Here is an 18,667-nt window from a genome sequence, read left to right as displayed (position 1 = left end):
TTCATGCTCGTCTTTCATTCATCAAAGTCTCGATCGCCAGTCCGATGCGGAACAGGCGGTCGTCGTCACCATTGGGGGCAACCAGCATCAGGCCGACCGGTGCGCTGCCCGGACGGTGGCAGGGCAGCGACAGCGCGCAGCCGTCCATGAAGTTGACCACGGTGGGATTACGCAAGACCAGGCCATTGGTCTCCATGAATTGCTGGTCGCTTTGCTCCAGCTGCGCAATCGACGGCGCAACGACAGGGACCGTCGGCATCAGCAGCAGGTCGAATTCGCCGGCAATGGCGTTCAAGCGCTGGTTCAGCTGCGCCCGGTCGCGGATCACGCCGAGATAGCCGGCGGAGGAAATATCATGCCCGCGGCGGATGCGCGCAACGATGCGCTGGTCGTACAGCGCGGCCCGGGCCTCGACAGCCAGGTCGTGCTGATGGATGAAATATGCCTCGGCCGCGATCAGGCCGCCTTGCTTGTTGATTTCGGGGATCTGGCGCAGTTCAGGCATGGCGACGTCGTAGACCTGTGCGCCGGCGGCCGACAGCCAGGTGACGGCTGTTGAAATCGCGGCGGCGACATCCGCATCGATACCGTCAAGCACGTAGTCCTGCACCAGTCCCAGCCGCAATCCGCGCAAGGCGGACGGCTGCAGGGACGGTATCGCGTTCCCTGCCAGGATGGCATCCACCGTCGCGCAGCAACTGACGCTGTTGGCCATGGGGCCGATCGAGTCGAGCGTGGTGGACAGGGGAAATGCGCCATCCCTCGAAACCCGGCTTGCGGTCGGCTTGAAGCCGACGATGCCGCAAAAAGCCGCCGGAATCCGCAAGGATCCGCCGGTATCGGTACCAATTGCAGCGACCGCCATGCCGTCGCTGACGGACACCGCCGCGCCGGACGAGGATCCGCCCGGGATGCGGCCGGTTGCCCGGTCCCACGGGCTCTTCGGCGTGCCGTAGTGGGGATTCAGGCCGAGTCCCGAGAATGCGAACTCTGACATGTTGGTCTTGCCAATGATGACCGCGCCGGCCTGGCGCAGCCTGGCGATGGGCGGTGCGTCCGCGGTCGCGGGCGCGGCGTCGCTGCGTACCCGCGAGCCGGCCAGCGTGACTTCGCCACGCACGTCGAACAGGTCCTTGATCGAAATCGGAATGCCCGCCAGCGGCGACACTGCGCCGCCATGCGCCCGCAGCAGGTCGCTGGCTTGCGCTGCTGCTCGTGCGTCATCGTGATAGACATGGGTGAAGGCGCGCGCGCCTTCACCGGCTTGATCGTCAATCCTGGCCAATGCCTGCTCGGTCAATTCGACGCTGCTCAGCTCTCCGGCAGCAAGCGCGTTTGCCAATGCGTTGATCGTTTGCGTCACCATGTTTGTCCTTTGCTTTCCTTGTGCGTGGCGCCCGCCTGCGCAGAGGCGCCGGTGGCCGCCCGGCCTGGCCCTTGGGGGCTGGCTGGACTGCAAACCGGCGCTGCTATCGGCTGTGCGGGCGTGGCCCGGCCGTCTTGTCAGTTCGAGCTGGCGCCTGAAATCCTGACTGCTTCGCCCCACATTGCGATGTCGCGGCGTATGGTTTCGGCAAATGCCGCAGGAGTATTGCCAACCGGCGTCACGCCAATCACTTTCATTTTCTCGATGACGTCCGGGCGTTTGGCTGCCGTTGCGACATGTGCAGCCAGTTGATCGATCAGTTTTTGCGGGGTGCCGGCCGGTGCCAGCAGGCCATTCCAGGTATGGACACTGAAGCCCGGGAAGCCTGATTCAGCGATGGTAGGCACCTCAGGCAACTGGTCGACGCGTTTGTCGCCGGTGATGGCCAGCAATTTCAGGTTGCCGGTCTTGGCGTGCGGCAGGACTTCTGCGACGTTCGCAAAATACAGGGGAACATGTCCGGCCAGCACGTCGGCAATCGCAGGTGCGCCGCCCTTGTATGGCACGTGTGAAAGGGTCAGGCCGGCACGCTTGAAGAACAGTACGGCTGCCAGGTGCGGGACGCTGCCATTGCCGGCGGACGCGTAGTTCAGCTGGCCGTTCTTGGCTTTCGCGTACTCGACGAATTCCTTCAGGTTATTGACGGGGATGTTCTTGCCGACCGCCAGCACCAGCGCGTTGGTGCCAACGATGCTGATCGGGGAAAAACTCTTGACCGGGTCATAGCGCAGCTTTGCCATGGCCGGTGCGATCGCCATCTGCGCGACTGCGCTGATCAATATCGTGTGGCCGTCGGCGGGCGAATTGGCGACAAACTCGGCGGCGATCACACCGTTCGCGCCCGGCTTGTTCTCGACCACGAACTGCTGTCCATAGACGCCGCTCATGTGCTGGGCAATCATCCGTGCCTGGTTGTCGGTATTGCCGCCGGCGGGGTAGGGAACAATGATTTTTACCGGCTTTTCGGGCCAGGTTTGAGCGTTCGCGACACCGGAAAAGCCGACGGCAGCCGCCAGTGAACATGCAGCCAGGGAAAACAGGGATCGAAAGTTCAACACGAGAAAGCTCCTCAACAAGAATAGGAAATGGGTCGGACCATATTTGAGTTGGAGTCTAGGGTTGTGTCGGTGCAGGTGTCCAACCAGAAAAATTATCTCTTCCCGATAAGGTTTTCTTATCTCGCATGGATCGGGTGCATTGCCCCGGGAATTGCAGCGCCGATTCACTGTGTGGCGGCGGATACTGCACTGCAACAGGGAAATTTTGCCAAGCTGATAATCCCGAAGTGGCGCACCTGCATCTGAAAAAATCTGGTGGCGAGGGCGAGGGCGAGGGCGGGACGGCTAAACGCTGTCAGTCGTTGGCTGCGACGGGTATTCGCGTGGCACCACGGCCATCCCGGTGCCATGCTGCAGGCTGAAATCGGAAACGACCTGGCGTGCCAGCGATACCAGCGAGGCAACGACGGGGTGTACCGGCGCCGGGCGGTGGGACGCCGACAGCACGAGGTCGGGAAATGACTGCCTGGTCTCCAGCAGCTGCAAGCGCTGCGATGCCAGTTCATGGGTGATGACCGCGGGCGGCAGGACGGCAACGCCGAAGCCGTCCACCGCCAGGCGGATCATGGCCGCCACCGATGCAATCGAATTGATATGAACCTCATCGATGCCGGCGCTGGAAAACAGCTGGACGACAGCGTTATGGGGCAAGGAGCGGCGGGAAAAGCTGATGACGGGAAAGCGCGCCAGGTCGGCTGCCTCGAGCGGCCCGTCGCCCATGCCCAGCATGGGGCTGGCCACCCAACGCATCGGGAAAGCACACAGGTTGGTATTGACGATCTCCTCGTCAACGACCGGCGTGCCCTGGAAGGACAGGTCGAGATTGCCCTTGAGCAGTTGCTCCGACAGGTGAACCGTCGTGTCGCTGTTGAGCTCGATCAGGATCTTCGGATAGAGCTGCTGGATGCGTTCCAGGAACTGCGGCAGCCAGCTGTGGACGATGGTGTCGATCACGCCGATGCGGATGGTTCCGGTGACGACTGTATTGTCGGACAGGTCGCGCTCCATCTGCTGCGCCAGCTTCAGGATCCGTTCGGCGTAGACCAGGGCCTTGGCGCCTTCGGGAGTGAGGTTGACGCCAAGCGGGCTGCGGTTGAACAGCGCCACGCCGAAGTCCTGCTCCAGCGATGCGATCCGGTTCGAGACAGATGCCTGGGTGGTATGCAGGCGTTCCGCAGTCAGGCGGAAATTACGCAGCTTTGCCAGCCAGATAAAAGTTTCGAGGAAGCGGACGTTCATTGGGCAGCTTGCCGTTTTTTCATGAAGCAGGGTGAAAGGAGGCGCGCCAGCCTGGCGCGCTTCTGCGCGCGGGACGAAGCTGCGCCCGTATTCGCAGGCGTTCCGGTTACGCCGGGCTATTGCGCTCGATTATCACTTGGATTCGCAGGGCTGCGCAAATCGGGTCGAGACGCTCCGGCCAGGCAGGCCAGGGCTTGGCCCGACATCCCGACAGCCAGATAGCCTCCATCGAAGGCACCGACTTTCATCCTGTACTGCCCCAATCCACTTCTGCAACCACCGCGCCCCGCAGCGCGTTGCACACCATCACCGCCTGCGCATTGCGCAAGTCATCCTCCAGCAGCACCCGCTCGCTGGCCTGCATGGCCCGGTCTTCCAGCAGTACCGAGCGCATCACGCCGGAAAGGAGCCCGCTCGACAACGGCGGGGTATACCAGCGGCCGTCGAGCTTGACGAACACATTGCTGCGGCCGCCCTCGGTCAGCTCGCCTCGGGTATTGAAGAACAACATGTCGAATGCGCCCTGCGCTTCGGCCGCACGCCAGGCTTGGTCGTAGCGTTCGCGCAGGGTGGTCTTGTGACGCAAGAACAGCGCATCCGGATCGGTCCGGTCGGCGGCGACCAGCAGCCGCACCGGGGCCTGCAGTGCTGTCAGGGTCGCACTGCTGATGTCCCAATGTCCGTCCACCTGCAGCGCGACCCGCATCCGGTGCGCATTGCCGTCGGCAAGCTTGCCGCAAGCTTCCCCGATCGCGCGGCGTAGCGCAGCCTGGTCCAGTGCGAACCCGAAGCGTGCCGCCGCGCCGGCAAGGCGCTGCAGATGGCGGTCGATGTGATTGCAGCCGGCTTGGGTGGCGAGCATGGTTTCGAACAATGCAAAGCCGGGATGCAGGCCAGTCACGAAGCCGGCCTTCAGCTGGCATTCTGCATATTCCGCCGCTGCATCGCTGTCGTGGACGATGCCGGCGCCGACCCCCATTTCGCCTGCCCGCCAGCCATCGGCGCCCGGCTCCTGCAGCACCAGCGTACGGATCGGAACCGACAGGCAGAAGTCGCCGACCTGACGGCTATCGCGCGGTGCGTCGAGCCAGCCGATGGCGCCGGTGTAGAGTCCGCGCGGCGTGTCTTCAAGCTCGCGGATGATCTGCATGGTTCGACGCTTGGGGGCGCCGGTAATCGAGCCGCAGGGGTAGACGGCCTCCAGCATGCCGGCCAGGGTCATATCGCTGCGCAGGTTCGCATGCACGGTCGAGGTCATCTGCAGCACCGAGCCGTGCCGCTCGACGTCGAACAGTGCCGGCACGGTCACCGAGCCCAGCTGCGCCACCCGGCCGAGGTCGTTGCGCAACAGGTCGACGATCATCAGGTTCTCGGCGCGGTTCTTGGCATCGCCCGCCAGGGCGGATGCGAGGCTGGCATCCTGCAGCGGATCGCCGCTTGCAGGCGCGGTGCCCTTCATGGGGCGCGCCGTCAGCTTGCCGTCCTGGTGCTGCAGGAACAGTTCTGGCGACAGCGACAGGATCGCACCGCCGTCGGGCAGTCCGATCAGCGCGCCGTAGGGCGCAGGCTGGCGCGCGCGCAAGCGCCGGTACAGTGCAGCCGGTTCGCCCCAGCACCTGAACCGCAGGCGCATCGTGTAGTTGACCTGATAGGTGTCGCCGGCCTCTATATAGTTGTGGATGCGGGCAATGGCGTCGCGGAAGTCCGCTTGCGTGATGTCCGGCTCCGCCTGCGCGATCCCGGCGTCGCCGTTGCCGTGCATCTCCAGCCAGGCGTCGACCTGGCCGGCAGAAAAAGTCTCGCATCGGGCGAAAAGCAGGATCTGCGCGGCTGGTGTGCTTGCCCGGCGTGGCTCGATGCCATGCAGGCCTTCGCCGAGCTCGTAACTGAACAGCAATATCGCGTGCACGCTGTTGCCGGCGGCATGGATTGCCGAAAGCCGGTCGAGCAGCGCGGACAGCCCCGACCAGTGGTCGCAGCTCAGGGTGTCGACATGCCTGGTGTAAAGGCGGGAGCGGCCATTGCCGGAGCAGTCATCCAGCAGGGCGAAAGCGGACATGGGGTTAGCAGGGGCGCGATGCGCGATGAAAGGACGCATTGTACGGCGGGCCGGCGATTTTCTCCCGGCCCTGCTTCAGGGCTTGATCGCCTTGATGGCTTTGCGCCGCTGATTCAGCGCGTTTCGCGCTAGCGTGCCTGCGCGCTCAGCGCGGCTTGTCCTGCAAGCGGAACGGGACATTGCCAATATCGTTGTTCGCTTCGACCAGCCGGATCAGTTGCAACAGGAAGAGGTCGCACTCTTCCTTGGGAATCTGGCTGACGGTGCGGTCGTGTGCGCGTTGCACGGCAGGCGCCATCTTTTCGACCAGGTTTCTTCCCTTGCGGGTCAGCCTGACCAGCTTCACGCGGGCGTCGTCCGGATTTTCGCGACGCTCCAGCAGCCCTCGCGATTGCAGCCGGAGAACCACTTCGGCGACAGTGGTTCGCTCCAGGCCTATTTCATGTGCAAGGCTTTTCTGGTCCAGCTCGGCCGTCTCGGCCAGGGCGGTGAGCAAACTGTATTGCACCGGGGTGATATTGAACTCGCGGGTCTCTTCAAGGAACAGCGCGCAGTGCAGCTGGTGCAGGCGCCGCATCAGGAAGCCGGGCCGGCTCAGCAACACCGAGCGATCGTGCGCGGCACGCAACTGCGCTTTGATGCCGGCCTTGCTCTGGCTGATCTTCAATTCGGTAGGCATGGATAGCTGTGGCGGACAGCAGGTTCCGCTCGCTTCAGTGTGTCGACAACCGGATTCTATTGCCAAATCCCCGCCTCCTGGCATCAATAAAACAGATAAATGTGGCATGCCACTTGTTTTGCACAAGCGTGATGCGGCACGCCCCATTCCGGGTCGAATTCCGAAGGTCCGGACCTGACCGGCGCATCCGTTCCGCCACATGCTGGTGCGAAAAATGCGGGCTATGCCACTCTTTTTGCAGGCACGGCTCTTGCGATATGGAAACAACAAAGCGATGCAGCACCGCGGCGCGCAGCTGAACAGATCGACCTTACACGAGGCAGGAAATTGAACGCCTCCCGAAGCAATGAACTGATGAGTGAGAGCCATGCCACCGAAATCCTGCATTGCACCTTTTGCCCAATATTCCCGGCGGCCAGCCGGCACTGAAAAATGAATCTCAAAGACATTCTGCTGAAAGGCGGGCGGGTGATGGACCCCGCTACCGGAACCGATGCCGTGCTCGACGTGCGGGTCAGCCAGGGCCGCATCGCCGCGGTCGGTGAAGACCTGCCTGCGGGCGACGCGCAGACGATCGATTGCAGCGGCCGGCTTGTGCTGCCTGGCCTGATCGATACGCATGCCCATGTCTACCAGTATGTGACGGGCCGGTTCGGCCTCAATCCCGACATGTGCGGCGTCAGGTCGGGCGTGACCACGCTGGTCGACCAGGGCGGCGCCAGTTGCATCACCTTGCCCGGTTTTCGTCATTACATCGTCGAGCCGTCGAAGACGCGGGTGGTGGCTTTCCTGTCCGCTTATCTGGTTGGCGGACTTGAGGGACATTTCTATCCCGAGTTGTACCGCCCCGAGTGCCTTGACGTCGACGCCACGGTCAGGTCGGCCATGGCAAACCCGGACCTGGTGAAAGGACTCAAGGCACATGCCGAGCTGGGTGGCTTCGCCCGCTGGGGCGTGGATGTGATGCGGGCCTCCGCCGAGATCGGCGTACGCACCGGGCTGCCGGTTTACATCCATTTCGGCCAATTGTGGCCAATGCCGGCCGACGGCGGGCTGCCGGTCGATGCCGACACAATCTTCGAGCAGGTGGTTGACCTCCTGAAAGCGGGCGACGTGCTGGCCCATCCTTTCAGCCGCCACCCCGGCGGCTTTGTCGAGCGCAACGGAAAAGTGCACCCGCTGGTGCGCGAGGCTGTCAACCGCGGACTCAAGATCGATGTCGGCCATGGTTCGCATTTCAGTTACGCCATGGCGCGCACGGTCCTGGATGCCGGCTTCATCCCTGACACGTTGGGCGCCGACATGCACGGCTATAACACCGCGGTTCCAGCGCCAGCCGGCACCCCGGCCGCGCATCCTGACGAAGACCACATGTTCCTCGGCCGCACCCGCTTCAGCCTGGTATCGGCCATGACCAGCATGCTGGCGCTGGGCCTGACGCTGGAGCAGGTTGTGCCCATGGTCACCATCAATGCGGCGCGCATGATCGGCATGGAAGACGAAATCGGCACACTGCAACCCGGGCGCGTGGCGGATATCACGGTGCTGGAAGACGCCCGCGGCAGTTGGGTGATGACGGACAACGAAGGCAACCAGGTCATTGCGCGGCAGAAGCTGGCGCCGCTGTTCTGCCTGCGGGCCGGCGAACGCTTTGACGCCGATGCGCCGATTCTTCCGGTCCTTCCGGCCCTGCAGTCAGCCTGAGCACAGGAGCCAGCATGAACGAAAAACCCGAGTCCCCCGGCGTTGCCCACAAGGGCATAGGCGCTTCCTTGCTGCGCAAGGAGGATGATCGCTTCATGCGTGGGCGCGGTGGATACGTCGCCAATATCCGCATGGTCGGCATGCAGGATGTGGCGTTTGCGCGCAGCCCGGTGGCGCACGGCCGCATACGCGGCATCGAAAAGCCGCCAGGGATGGAGCACGCGGTATTCACGTTGACCGATCTGGCCGGGGTCAAGCCCATCGTCGCAAACTCCGGGCTGAAGGGTTTCAAGCCATCCGCGCAACCGGTGCTGGCAGCCGACAAGGTGCGGCAGGTCGGCGAGATGATCGCGATGTGCGTGGCCGACACGCGCGCGCAGGCCGAAGACCTGGCCGCGCAAGTATTCGTTGATTTCGACGAGTTGCCCGCGGTGGTGGACATGCTGGACGCGCGCTTGCCTGCCTCGGCGCTGGTGCATGAGCACTGGGGCGACAACGTGTTCCTGGAAACTGCCGTGGGCTGCCAGGACGGCAATGATTTCGATGCGGTCTGCCGCAACGCGCCTATCAAGGTGCACCGCTTGCTGCGGACCGCGCGCCAGAGCATGGCGCCGATGGAAGGGCGTGGCGTGGTCGCCGACTGGGACCGGCGGCTGGGCCAGCTGATCGTGTACACCGCGGCGCAGATGCCGCACATCAACCGCACCGGACTGGCAGCTTGCCTCGGCCTGGACGAAGGCCAGGTCCGTGTGATCGCGCCCGACGTCGGCGGCGGCTTCGGCTACAAAGGAATCCTGCTGCCGGAAGAGGTGGCCGTGGCCTGGCTGGCGATGCGCCTGGGGCGCCCGGTTCGCTGGATAGAAGACCGGCGCGAGCAACTTACCGCCAACGCGAATTGCCGCGAGCACGATTACGACATCACCGCCTACGCCGATCGCGATGGCCGGCTGATCGGCATCGACTGCGAGGCGACTGTCGATTCCGGCGCGTATTCGTCCTATCCGTTCTCGGCCTGCCTGGAAGCGGCCCAGGTGAGCAGCATCCTGCCTGGCCCTTACAAGATGGACCGCTACCGCTGCCGTACCTGGTCGGTTGCCACCAACAAGCCGCCGATCCTGCCGTTTCGCGGCGTCGCCCGTACCGGCGTTTGCTATGCGATGGAGACCGTGATGGATGCGATCGCCGTCGAAGCCGGACTTGAGCCGCATGAAGTGCGCTTGCGCAATCTGGTTCAAGCGGACGAAATGCCCTTCGACAACATCACCAACAAGCATTTCGACAGTGGCGACTATCCGGAGTGCGTGCGGCGCGCGATCAAGGCGATCGACCTCGACGCCGTGCGGGCGCGCCAGCAGCAAGGCGAGCCGGATGGCCGCCGCATCGGATTCGGCATGGCCGTGTTCTGCGAGCAGGGCGCGCATGGCACATCGGTCTATCACGGTTGGGGCATTCCGATGGTGCCGGGACGCGAACCGGTGAACATACGGCTGTCGCCGGATGGCATCCTGGAAATGCGGGCTGGCGTGCATTCGCATGGCCAGAGCATGGAAACCACGCTGGCGCAGATCGCCAACGAAGTGCTGGGCATCGACCCCGGGCGCGTGCGGGTGGTGCTGGGCGATACCGGCGTCACGCCGTATTCAACCGGCACCTGGGGCTCCCGCTCCATTGTGATGGCAGGCGGCGCGGTAGGACAGGCTTGCAAGGAATTGAAGCAGCGGCTGTTGAAGATTGCAGCGTGGCTGTTGAAGACCGATGCCGCGCAGGTCAGCTGGGAAGGCGATGTCGCCGTCAGCGCCGGCGCGCGGGTAACGCTGGCCGAGATTGCCCACGTCTGGTACCTGAAGCCGCAATTGCTGCCGCCGGATGTGGATGCTCGCGGCCTGGAAGTAGCCACCACCTATCAGGCCAAACGCGATACCGGAACCTTCAGCTATGCCTGCCACGCGATTGTGGCGGCGGTCGACGTACAACTGGGCAAGGTCGAGTTGCTCGACTACGTCATCGTTGAAGACGGCGGCGTGCTGATCAACCCGATGGTGGTCGACGGCCAGGTCTACGGCGGCGCCGCACAGGGCATAGGCACGGCGTTGTACGAGGCAATGCGCTACAGCCCGGAAGGGCAGCCGCTGGCATCGACCCTGGCCGACTACATCTTGCCGGGCGCAACCGAAGTGCCGGCGATCCGGATCGAACACATGGAAACACCGGCCCCCTATACGGAATTCGGCCAGAAGGGCATAGGCGAGAGCGGCGCCATCGGCTCCACCGCAGCAGTTGCCAATGCCGTCAACGACGCACTGCGCCCGCTGGGTGCGATGGTCAATGAATTACCGATCACGCCGCGCGTGATCCTCGATGCGCTGGCCGCTGTGACCGGGGCGACCGCAGCAGAAAGGAAAGTCGCATGAAGGCCGCCAGCTTCGATTACGCCCGGCCGACTTCCACCGGCGATGCGATCGCCCTGTTGGGAACGGGGGCGGGCATGAACAAACCGGTCGCCGGCGGACAGTCGCTCGGCCCGATGATGAACCTGCGTCTGGCGCAACCTGAGATGCTGATCGACCTGCGTGCAATTGCCGCCCTGGATGGCTGGGTTGACGTACCGGATGTCGAGCCGGATGCGATCGTGCTCGGCGCCTGCACCACGCACGCCGCGATCGAGGACGGCAAGGTGCCCGACCCGACCCGTGGCCTGATGCCGTACGTGGCACGCAATATCGCCTACCGCGCGGTGCGCAACCGCGGCACCATCGGCGGCAGCCTGGCGCACGCGGATCCGGCAGCAGACTGGATCAACGTGATGGCCTTGCTGGACGCGCAATACCTGGTCACCGGGCCTGGCGGCAGCCGCATCGTCGGCAACGCAGGCTGGATGTCGGGCGCCTTCACCACCGCCCTGGCCGAGGATGAAATCCTGACCGGCGTGCGAATTGCCAAATTGTCGGCCTCGGCTCGCTGGAGCTATTACAAGTTCAATCGCAAGCCCGGCGAGTTTGCGGAAGCGATTGCAGCATTCGTGGTCGACCCCGTGCGAGGAATTTGCCGCGCCGTTATCGGCGCCATCGAAGCCACGCCGTTCGTGATTGCGGATGCATCGCCGCTGGTCGACGGTTGGAACGAGCCGTTCGCCCGGGCGCAGTTGCAGGCCGCCGGCCTGGCGCCGGACACCTACGAATACCGGATCCACGCCGTCGCGCTGGAACGTGCGGCACAAGCCTTGTCCGCGCCGAACATGTCCCTGACCGGAAAAGCCGAATGAAACCGATCGAATTGAAAGTCAACGGCAGCACGGTGCAATGCGCCGTCGAGCCCCGTACCCACCTGGCCGATTTCCTGCGCGAAACGCGCATGCTGACCGGAACAAATCTCGGTTGCGAGCAGGGCGTCTGCGGCGCCTGCACCGTGATGATCGACGGCGTGCCGCAGCGCTCCTGCATTACCTTTGCCGTCACCTGCCAGGGCGCAGAGGTTCGCACCATCGAAGACTTTGACCAGGACCCGGTGATGGCCGAACTGCGGGCGGCGTTCACGGCCGAGCACGCGCTGCAATGCGGCTATTGCACACCCGGCATGCTGGCCACCGCGCGTGACATCGTGACCCGCATCCCCGATGCGGACGAGGCGCGCATCCGCCACGAACTGTCGGGCAACCTGTGCCGCTGCACCGGCTATGTCGGACTGGTGCGAGCGATTCGCCGCGTGCTGGATGCGCGTCGTGCAGATCGTGAAGCTCGCGCTGCCGCGGGCGCCGCAAGCATGGACAAGGACGGGCCCCATGCAAGTTGAACAAAGTTTCCAGGTGCCGTTTCCGCGGGCGCTGGTCTGGCGCAGCTTCCGGAATGCCGAGGGCATCGTCGCTTGCCTGCCGGGCGCGTCGCTGAGCGCGCCGCCAGTCGACGGCATGTTGAAGCTGGCCATGACCGTCAAGCTCGGACCGATCGTCGCCGCCTTTGCCGGCGACGCCATGATGACACTGGACGACAGCGGCTTCCAGGGCAGCGTGGCGGGTGGCGGCAGCGACCGCAAGAGCGGATCGCGGGTCAAGGGCGAAGCGGCATTTTCACTGCATGAACAGGCTGGTCCGTCGCCGTCCACACGGGTCGACGTCAGCGTAGATTTCACCATCGCCGGCAGCCTTGCCCAATTTTCCCGCGGCGGCATCGTGCAGGAGCTGGCCGCGCGCATGACTGAGGCATTTGCCGAAAACCTGCGCCAGACACTGGAGGCGGAAAGCGTGCAAGCCGGCGCCGCCGTGATCCCGATTCCGGAACCATCCATCACCTCTGCCGGCAGCGTGCCGCCGTCGGCGGAGGTCAGCAAGCCGTCGCCGGCGGCCAGTCCGAATGCGCCGCTCGACCTCGGCCGCCTGTTCTGGCCAATGCTGGTGGCGCGTGTAAAGGGCTTTTTCAGGCCGGACAAGAAAGTTTGATCGTCGTACCCAGGCTCCAGGGCATTTCCCACTTTTTCTTTTTGAGGACATCATGAAATTCGGACTCAGGCATCTGCTTCCCGCACTACTGTTCCTGGCCGGCGCAAGCGCCCAGGCCCAGTCGACCATCAAGATCGGCGCTCCACTGGCCTTGACCGGCGGTCTGGCTGACGAAGGCAAGAAACAACAGGTCGCTTACGACATGTGGGTCAAGCGCGTCAACGCCACCGGCGGCATCAAGGTCGGCGCCCAGAAAATGAAAGTCGAGCTGGTGACCTACGACTACCAGTCCGATGAAAAACGCGCCCAGCAACTGGCAGAAAAGCTGATCACCCAGGACAAGGTCAGCTTCCTGACTTCGCCCTTTGGCTCCGGTCATACCAAGGTAGTGGCCGGTGTGGCGGAGCGCTATGGCGTTCCGGTGATGGCGCCGGTGGCATCGTCGGAATCGGTGTTCAACCAGGGTTACAAGTTCATGTTCGGCACGCTGGCGCCAAACGGCGGCCTGGTTGACACCATGCTGAAGACCTTCCCCAAGCAGCTGCCCAACGTGAAGAAAATCGCGATCCTCGGACGTGAGGACGTGTTCCCGCGCTCGATGGCAGCCACGATGAAAGAACTTGCCGACAAGGCCGGCATGCAAGTCGTGCACAACGAACTGTATCCGGTCGGCGCACTGGATCATTCTGCCTCGCTGTCCAAGATCAAGTCCTCGGGCGCTGACTGGATCTACATCACCGGCTACTCCAAGGACCTGATCCTGGCCCGCAAGCAAATGGCCGACCTCGGCGTGACCGCGCCGATCGTTACCATGATCACCGGTCCGGCCTACCAGGAGTTCATCGATGCGCTCGGACCGCTGGCCGAGAACATCACCAGCACCACCTGGTGGCACCACCTGACCCAGTACAAGTCGAACGATGTCTGGGGCTCGACCAAGGCCTTCTACGACGAGTTCCACGCACGCGAAAAGCATGACCCCGACTATGTGCATGCTTCTTCCGCCGCCGCGCTGGTTGCGCTGCAAATGGCAATCGAAAAAGCCGGCACGCTGGACAAGGCAAAAGTGCGCGATGCACTGGCCTCGCTCGATGTGATCACCTTTTTCGGCCCCATCAAGTTTGGCGCCAACGGCATGAACAGCGGGCGTGACCTGCCGATCATCCAGGTGCAGAACAAGAAAGTGGTGGTCTTGTTCCCTGAAGCAGTCAAGCAGGCCAACCTGAAAGCGGTTACGGCTCGTTGAGCATGCGGCATCGCCCGGCGGCCGGATCGCCGGCGATGCCAGAACCGGGGTGGATGGAGCCGTCAGCCGTCACCTTCTTCCACCCCTTTATCGGACCCGATCGAACATGACTTTACTTGTACAAATCCTGGTCAATGGACTGATGCTCGGATCCCTGTATGCATGTATTGCGGTGGGCTTCTCCCTGGTATGGGGAGTGCTCAACGTGATCAACATGCTGCACGGCAGCTTCATCGTCCTGGGCGGCTACCTGACCTACTTCGCCTGGCTGCACCTGGGCCTGAACCCTTTCGTCGCGCTGTTTGCGATCAGCGCGCTGCTGTTCTTCCTGGGCTATCTGCTGCAATACACAATGATCAACCGCGTGGTTGCGCAGCCGGTTCTGACGACGCTGACGCTGACATTCGGCCTGGACATGATCCTGTACAACTTCATGAACCTTGGCTTCGACGCGACGCCGCGCCGGGTCTCGCTTGACCTCGGGCGCACTGAAATTGCCGGCGTCATCATGCCCAACGACCGGCTGGTCGCGATGTTGCTCGCTTTCGCGCTGACCGGGATCCTTTACTACGTGTTGCGCAGCTCCAGGGTGGGGCGTGCGATCGTCGCCGTGCGCATGGACAGCGACGCCGCCGCGCTGATGGGCATCAAGGTCAACAAGGTGTATGCGATCACCTTCGGCATCTCCGCGCTGATGGCAGGCGCCTGCGGCTCGCTCATGGCGATCGTGTTCCCGGTCACGACCAATATCACTGGCCTGCTGCTGGGCAAGGCTTTCGCGATCTGCGTGATCGGCGGGCTCGGTTCAGTGCCGGGCGCGCTGGTGGGCGGACTGGCACTGGGCCTGATTGAAAGCGTCGCCGGCAATTTCCTCGGTGCGCAATACGCAATTCTGCTGGGGTCGCTGATCATGATGGCGCTCCTGATGACAAGACCGACCGGCCTGATCGGCAAGAAAGGATACGAATGAAATCCGCTATCTCTCCCGCACCGCGCAAGCCGAGGACCGCGCATATCGTGTTTGGCATCTGGGTGCTGGCGCTTGCCCTCATGCCCTGGATTGCCGACAACTATTATGTCCGGCTCGCTACCTTCGTCTGCATGTATGGCGCGCTGGCGCTGTCCTGGAATTTCATCGGCGGCTATTGCGGCTATCCATCCTTCTCGACGGCAGCGTTCGTCGGCCTGGGCAGCTATGCCGGGGGCCTGTTGCAAAACGCCGGAGCGCCGATGGTGCTCGCATGGATTGGCGCCACGGTCTTCGTTACCATTTTTGCCGCGCTGATGGGCGCTGGCATCTTGCGGATGAAGGGACATTACTTCGCCATCGGATCGATCACGCTGGTCGAGGTGTTGCGCCTGATTGCTTCACTGTGGTCGGGCGTGACCGGCGGCGGCGACGGGTTGAATGTGGCGATCATGCCGGGCGGCCCGGACTTTGCCGGCAGGGTTTTCCTGTACGCCATGCTGGCCGTGATGGTGCTGGCGTGGGCGACGACGCTGATCGTGGACCGCTCGCCGCTCGGCTTCGGCCTGCGCTGCATCAATCAGAACGAAGACGCGGCAGACATGGTCGGCGTGCGGGTGGTCCGGTACAAGACGGCGGCATTCACCTTGTCAGCTGTCTACTGCGGCACGGTCGGCGCCATCTACGCTTCCTGGGTTTCCTACATTGCGCCGGCCGACGCATTCGGCATCGTCCTTACCTTGAAAGTGCCGGTCATGGCGATGCTGGGCGGCGTCGGCACCGTGTACGGTCCGCTGGTTGGCTCCGCCGCCTTCGTGCTGATGGAAGAATCCATCTGGGCGCAGTTCCTCGATTATCACCAGGCGATCCTGGGCGTGGTGATCGTGCTGCTGATCTTCTTCCTGCCGGGTGGCTTGCTGAAGCTGGATTACCGGCGCTTGTTCGATCGCGTGCCCATGCTGCGGCGCAAGACCGCATTGCCAGTGGAGGCGCGCTCATGAGCAAGCTTCTTGAAGTGCGCAACCTGAGCAAGCGTTTCGGCGGCCTGCTGGCAACCAACAATGTCAGCTTCGACCTGGAGCAAGGCGAGATCGTCGGACTGATCGGTCCCAACGGCGCCGGCAAGACTACGCTGGTCAACCTGATCACGGGCGTCCTGAACGCCAGCGAAGGCAGCGTCGTCTTTTGCGGCAAGGACGTCACCCGGCAGCGCCCGAATGAAGCCGCGCGCTCTGGCCTGGCGCGCACCTTCCAGATCGTGCAGCCGTTTCCGCAAATGACGGTGCTGGAAAACGTCAAGGCCGGCGCACTGTTCGCCGGCGGCGCAATCAGTGGCGCCCAGGCCGAGCGCGACGCGATGGAGCATCTGGAATTCGTCGGCCTCGCGCCGCAGGCCCACCGGCCGGCAACTGCCCTGACCCTGCCATCCCGCAAGCGGCTGGAGCTGGCAAAGAGCCTGGCCATGAAGCCGAAACTGCTGCTGCTGGACGAGGTGAATGCCGGTCTCAACACATCCGAAATCGACCAGGCACTGGGGCTGATGCGCGCGATTGCTGCGCGCGGGATCACGATCTTGCTGATAGAGCATTTGATGAAGGTGGTCACCTCGCTGAGCCAGCGGGTGCTGGTGCTGCATCACGGCGAGCTGATCAGCCAGGGCGCGCCGAATGCGGTGCTGAACGATCCCCGCGTGATCGAGGCCTACCTCGGAAACAAATTCGCGGCACGCGAGAACGCGATGGCGAAAAAGGAGATTGCATGATGCTGGTCGACCAACCATATGTCCCGCCGGCGATGCCGGCAACGGGGCCGGCCGAAAAGGAGAGTGCACCCCTCGGGACGGCAGCTCGCGAACACGTATCCCTGCTGAGCATCTCCGGATTGACCGCCGGCTATGGCGACGTGCAGGTGTTGTGGGGCGTCGACCTGCAGGTGAAGGCGGGTGCGATCACTTGCATCGTCGGCTCCAACGGCGCCGGCAAGTCGACGCTTTTGCGCACCATATCGGGCATGGTCCGGGTTAACTCCGGCACCATCAATTTCGCCGGCCGCGACCTGACGGGCGCCACGCCGGACGCCATGCTCAGTGCCGGCGTCGCCCATGTGCCCGAGGGGCGGCGGCTGTTCCGCGGGCTGTCGATCCGTGACAATCTGCTGCTGGGCGCCTACATGCGCAATGACAGCCGGGCCGAGATTGAACATGACCTGGAGTTCATCTACAGCATGTTCCCGATCCTGAAGGAGCGCGAGAAGCAGGACGCGACCACCCTTTCCGGCGGCGAGCAGCAGATGTGCGCGATTGGACGCGGCATCATGTCGCGCCCGCAGTTGCTGATGATCGATGAGTTATCGCTGGGGCTGGCGCCGCGCGCGGTCGAAAAGCTGGGCGAGGCGCTGTTGGAAATCAATCGCGCCGGCCTGACGATCTTGCTGGTGGAGCAGGATGTGCTGACTGCGTTCGATCTGGCCAGCCAGGCGTTTGTGGTGGAAACGGGGCGTGTTTCCCTTTCCGGCTCAACGGCGGAGCTCGCCGAGGACCCGCGCATACGCCAGGCGTACATGGGGATTTGAGGCAGCATGGATATTTCAATTGCATCCATCAGCCAGGCCAACCTGAACGCGCTGGCGCGGCTTGGCAAGGTGCGACCGGCATGGACTGCGGTGCGCACTGCGCGCGAGGCGCTCGGCCTGCCGGAAGATACGCTGTTGCACGCCGGGCCGCCGCTGGACAATCCGCGGCAGCCGCCCAAGCCGGTGCTGGCCTCTGCCATCCTGTGCTGTTTGCATGAGGGATGGGCACAGGACGAGGCGCAAGCGCAGCGTCTGATCGAAGATGGACGAATCGCGCTTTTTCCTGCCCAGCAGCACGGTGCAGTGACGCCGCTGGCAGCGGTGATATCGCCGTCCACCTCGCTGGTGGAGGTGACGGACCTGAACGGTGGCCAGCCGGCGCGGCGTGCCTGGTCGCTGCTGGGTAGCGGCGCCGGCCCGCAAATCCGCTTTGGCAGCCGCAATCCGGAGATACAGCCGCGGCTGCTCTGGCGCGACCGTGTGCTTGCGCCTACGCTGTCGGCCGCATTGCAGAAGGGGGCGATCGAGCTCAATCAGTTGGCCACTGCAGGCCTGGCGGGTGGCGACGACATGCATGGCCGCACAAGTGCGGCCAATGCGGCATTGTGTGAACGCCTGATTCCCGCCTTGCCCGACGATGCGCCGCCCGAAGTGGCGAGCATGCTGGCCTCGAGCCCCTTGTTTTTCCTCACCTTGTGGATGGCGGCGTGTCATCTGATGCTGGACGCCGCCGCCGACCGCGGGCGAGACCGGACGTCGAGCCTGGTGGTGGGCTTTGCCGGCAATGGCGAGCATTTCGGCATCCGCCTGGCCGGCAACCCGTCGCAATGGATTACCGAGCCCGGGCGTCCGCCCGTTGGCCCGCGCTTCAATCCCGGCCTGCAAGCGGAGCCGCTGCCGGTGATCGGAGACAGCGGGGCAATCGATGCCGTCGGGTTCGGCGGCCAGGCCTTGTCCTTTTCACCCGAGATCAGCGCCGCGCTGCAAGGGTGCTTGCCGGCCCGCTGGCAGGACCGGCCCGCGCTCCTGATCGGCACCCACCCGGCATTTGCGGACGCCGGTTTGCGTGCCGGACTGGATGCCGGACGCGTCGTGGCAAGCGGCCTGGCGCCACTGGCCGCGATTGCCATGATCGACGCCAATGGGGAGCACGGCCTGTTGGGCCGCGGTGTGTTCACGCCATCGCCCGAGCTTTTTGCGAAGGCAGTGGCAGCGTTGCGGCTCGCGGAGCAGGACTCCTGACCCCGCAATCCTGAGAGTTACCGCCGCCGGCCCCGCGCAGCCGT

General features: G+C 63.9%; 16 protein-coding genes. 11 read left to right on the top strand and 5 right to left on the bottom strand.

Features of this window, described 5'->3' with window-relative positions:
• Position 1: 1 nt before the first annotated feature.
• The 5 genes from FVE66_RS18250 to FVE66_RS18230 form a co-directional block, all read right to left on the bottom strand.
• The gene (locus FVE66_RS18250) at positions 2 to 1,363 is read right to left on the bottom strand and encodes an amidase (protein ID WP_421830253.1); all 1,362 of its coding nucleotides are present in this window, start codon (positions 1,361 to 1,363) and stop codon (positions 2 to 4) included.
• 140 nt (positions 1,364 to 1,503) lie between these two features.
• Positions 1,504 to 2,484: a Bug family tripartite tricarboxylate transporter substrate binding protein gene (locus FVE66_RS18245; RefSeq protein ID WP_151448904.1), complete on the bottom strand. Its 981-nt coding sequence runs from the start codon at positions 2,482 to 2,484 to the stop codon at positions 1,504 to 1,506.
• A gap of 285 nt (positions 2,485 to 2,769) precedes the next feature.
• A complete protein-coding gene (locus FVE66_RS18240) occupies positions 2,770 to 3,723 on the bottom strand; it encodes a LysR family transcriptional regulator (RefSeq protein ID WP_151448903.1) in 954 nt (317 codons plus the stop codon).
• Positions 3,724 to 3,967: 244 nt separating this feature from the next.
• Positions 3,968 to 5,782 (bottom strand): aminodeoxychorismate synthase component I, encoded by a 1,815-nt coding sequence (gene pabB / locus FVE66_RS18235; RefSeq protein WP_166454489.1) that lies wholly within the window; start codon positions 5,780 to 5,782, stop codon positions 3,968 to 3,970.
• 145 nt (positions 5,783 to 5,927) lie between these two features.
• Positions 5,928 to 6,461 carry a MarR family winged helix-turn-helix transcriptional regulator gene (locus FVE66_RS18230; RefSeq protein ID WP_151448901.1) on the bottom strand — a complete coding sequence of 178 codons (534 nt, stop codon included), beginning with the start codon at positions 6,459 to 6,461 and terminating at the stop codon, positions 5,928 to 5,930.
• Between the two features lie 432 nt (positions 6,462 to 6,893).
• Here FVE66_RS18230 and FVE66_RS18225 point away from each other — a divergent pair, with 432 nt between their 5' ends.
• The 11 genes from FVE66_RS18225 (at position 6,894) to FVE66_RS18175 (ending at position 18,623) form a co-directional block, all read left to right on the top strand.
• A complete protein-coding gene (locus FVE66_RS18225; protein ID WP_151448900.1) occupies positions 6,894 to 8,165 on the top strand; it encodes an amidohydrolase/deacetylase family metallohydrolase in 1,272 nt (423 codons plus the stop codon).
• A gap of 14 nt (positions 8,166 to 8,179) precedes the next feature.
• A complete protein-coding gene (locus FVE66_RS18220) occupies positions 8,180 to 10,576 on the top strand; it encodes a xanthine dehydrogenase family protein molybdopterin-binding subunit (RefSeq protein WP_151448899.1) in 2,397 nt (798 codons plus the stop codon).
• Complete coding sequence (locus FVE66_RS18215) at positions 10,573 to 11,427, top strand: FAD binding domain-containing protein (protein WP_151448898.1); 855 nt, start codon at positions 10,573 to 10,575, stop codon at positions 11,425 to 11,427. Before FVE66_RS18220 ends, FVE66_RS18215 begins: the two co-directional genes overlap by 4 nt.
• Complete coding sequence (locus tag FVE66_RS18210) at positions 11,424 to 11,954, top strand: (2Fe-2S)-binding protein (protein WP_151448897.1); 531 nt, start codon at positions 11,424 to 11,426, stop codon at positions 11,952 to 11,954. Before FVE66_RS18215 ends, FVE66_RS18210 begins: the two co-directional genes overlap by 4 nt.
• Entirely contained in the window at positions 11,944 to 12,597 is a 654-nt protein-coding gene (locus tag FVE66_RS18205; protein ID WP_151448896.1) for an SRPBCC family protein, read from the top strand. Before FVE66_RS18210 ends, FVE66_RS18205 begins: the two co-directional genes overlap by 11 nt.
• A gap of 52 nt (positions 12,598 to 12,649) precedes the next feature.
• The gene (locus FVE66_RS18200) at positions 12,650 to 13,843 is read left to right on the top strand and encodes an amino acid ABC transporter substrate-binding protein (protein ID WP_151448895.1); all 1,194 of its coding nucleotides are present in this window, start codon (positions 12,650 to 12,652) and stop codon (positions 13,841 to 13,843) included.
• Positions 13,844 to 13,949: 106 nt separating this feature from the next.
• Positions 13,950 to 14,813: a branched-chain amino acid ABC transporter permease gene (locus tag FVE66_RS18195; protein ID WP_151448893.1), complete on the top strand. Its 864-nt coding sequence runs from the start codon at positions 13,950 to 13,952 to the stop codon at positions 14,811 to 14,813.
• Positions 14,810 to 15,811: a branched-chain amino acid ABC transporter permease gene (locus FVE66_RS18190; protein ID WP_151448892.1), complete on the top strand. Its 1,002-nt coding sequence runs from the start codon at positions 14,810 to 14,812 to the stop codon at positions 15,809 to 15,811. Before FVE66_RS18195 ends, FVE66_RS18190 begins: the two co-directional genes overlap by 4 nt.
• On the top strand, positions 15,808 to 16,572 hold the full coding sequence (locus FVE66_RS18185) for an ABC transporter ATP-binding protein (protein ID WP_151448891.1): 765 nt from the start codon (positions 15,808 to 15,810) through the stop codon (positions 16,570 to 16,572). The genes FVE66_RS18190 and FVE66_RS18185 overlap by 4 nt, the downstream gene beginning before the upstream one ends.
• Positions 16,569 to 17,381 carry an ABC transporter ATP-binding protein gene (locus FVE66_RS18180; RefSeq protein ID WP_241673273.1) on the top strand — a complete coding sequence of 271 codons (813 nt, stop codon included), beginning with the start codon at positions 16,569 to 16,571 and terminating at the stop codon, positions 17,379 to 17,381. Before FVE66_RS18185 ends, FVE66_RS18180 begins: the two co-directional genes overlap by 4 nt.
• A gap of 6 nt (positions 17,382 to 17,387) precedes the next feature.
• Complete coding sequence (locus tag FVE66_RS18175; RefSeq protein ID WP_151448890.1) at positions 17,388 to 18,623, top strand: YlbE family protein; 1,236 nt, start codon at positions 17,388 to 17,390, stop codon at positions 18,621 to 18,623.
• Positions 18,624 to 18,667 lie beyond the last annotated feature (44 nt).

The organism is Lacisediminimonas profundi (assembly GCF_008831265.1).
Lineage (GTDB): Bacteria > Pseudomonadota > Gammaproteobacteria > Burkholderiales > Burkholderiaceae_D > Lacisediminimonas > Lacisediminimonas profundi.
The sequence above is the reverse complement of the archived record's forward strand: the minus strand, read 5'-3'. Positions and strand labels throughout refer to the sequence as shown.

Coding starts and splice junctions, on each gene's coding strand:
- FVE66_RS18240 (WP_151448903.1), bottom strand. CDS start 3,723: ATGAACGTCCGCTTCCTCGAAACTTTTATCTGGCTGGCAAAGCTGCGT.
- pabB (WP_166454489.1), bottom strand. CDS start 5,782: ATGTCCGCTTTCGCCCTGCTGGATGACTGCTCCGGCAATGGCCGCTCC.
- FVE66_RS18230 (WP_151448901.1), bottom strand. CDS start 6,461: ATGCCTACCGAATTGAAGATCAGCCAGAGCAAGGCCGGCATCAAAGCG.
- FVE66_RS18225 (WP_151448900.1), top strand. CDS start 6,894: ATGAATCTCAAAGACATTCTGCTGAAAGGCGGGCGGGTGATGGACCCC.
- FVE66_RS18220 (WP_151448899.1), top strand. CDS start 8,180: ATGAACGAAAAACCCGAGTCCCCCGGCGTTGCCCACAAGGGCATAGGC.
- FVE66_RS18215 (WP_151448898.1), top strand. CDS start 10,573: ATGAAGGCCGCCAGCTTCGATTACGCCCGGCCGACTTCCACCGGCGAT.
- FVE66_RS18210 (WP_151448897.1), top strand. CDS start 11,424: ATGAAACCGATCGAATTGAAAGTCAACGGCAGCACGGTGCAATGCGCC.
- FVE66_RS18205 (WP_151448896.1), top strand. CDS start 11,944: ATGCAAGTTGAACAAAGTTTCCAGGTGCCGTTTCCGCGGGCGCTGGTC.
- FVE66_RS18200 (WP_151448895.1), top strand. CDS start 12,650: ATGAAATTCGGACTCAGGCATCTGCTTCCCGCACTACTGTTCCTGGCC.
- FVE66_RS18195 (WP_151448893.1), top strand. CDS start 13,950: ATGACTTTACTTGTACAAATCCTGGTCAATGGACTGATGCTCGGATCC.
- FVE66_RS18190 (WP_151448892.1), top strand. CDS start 14,810: ATGAAATCCGCTATCTCTCCCGCACCGCGCAAGCCGAGGACCGCGCAT.
- FVE66_RS18185 (WP_151448891.1), top strand. CDS start 15,808: ATGAGCAAGCTTCTTGAAGTGCGCAACCTGAGCAAGCGTTTCGGCGGC.
- FVE66_RS18180 (WP_241673273.1), top strand. CDS start 16,569: ATGATGCTGGTCGACCAACCATATGTCCCGCCGGCGATGCCGGCAACG.
- FVE66_RS18175 (WP_151448890.1), top strand. CDS start 17,388: ATGGATATTTCAATTGCATCCATCAGCCAGGCCAACCTGAACGCGCTG.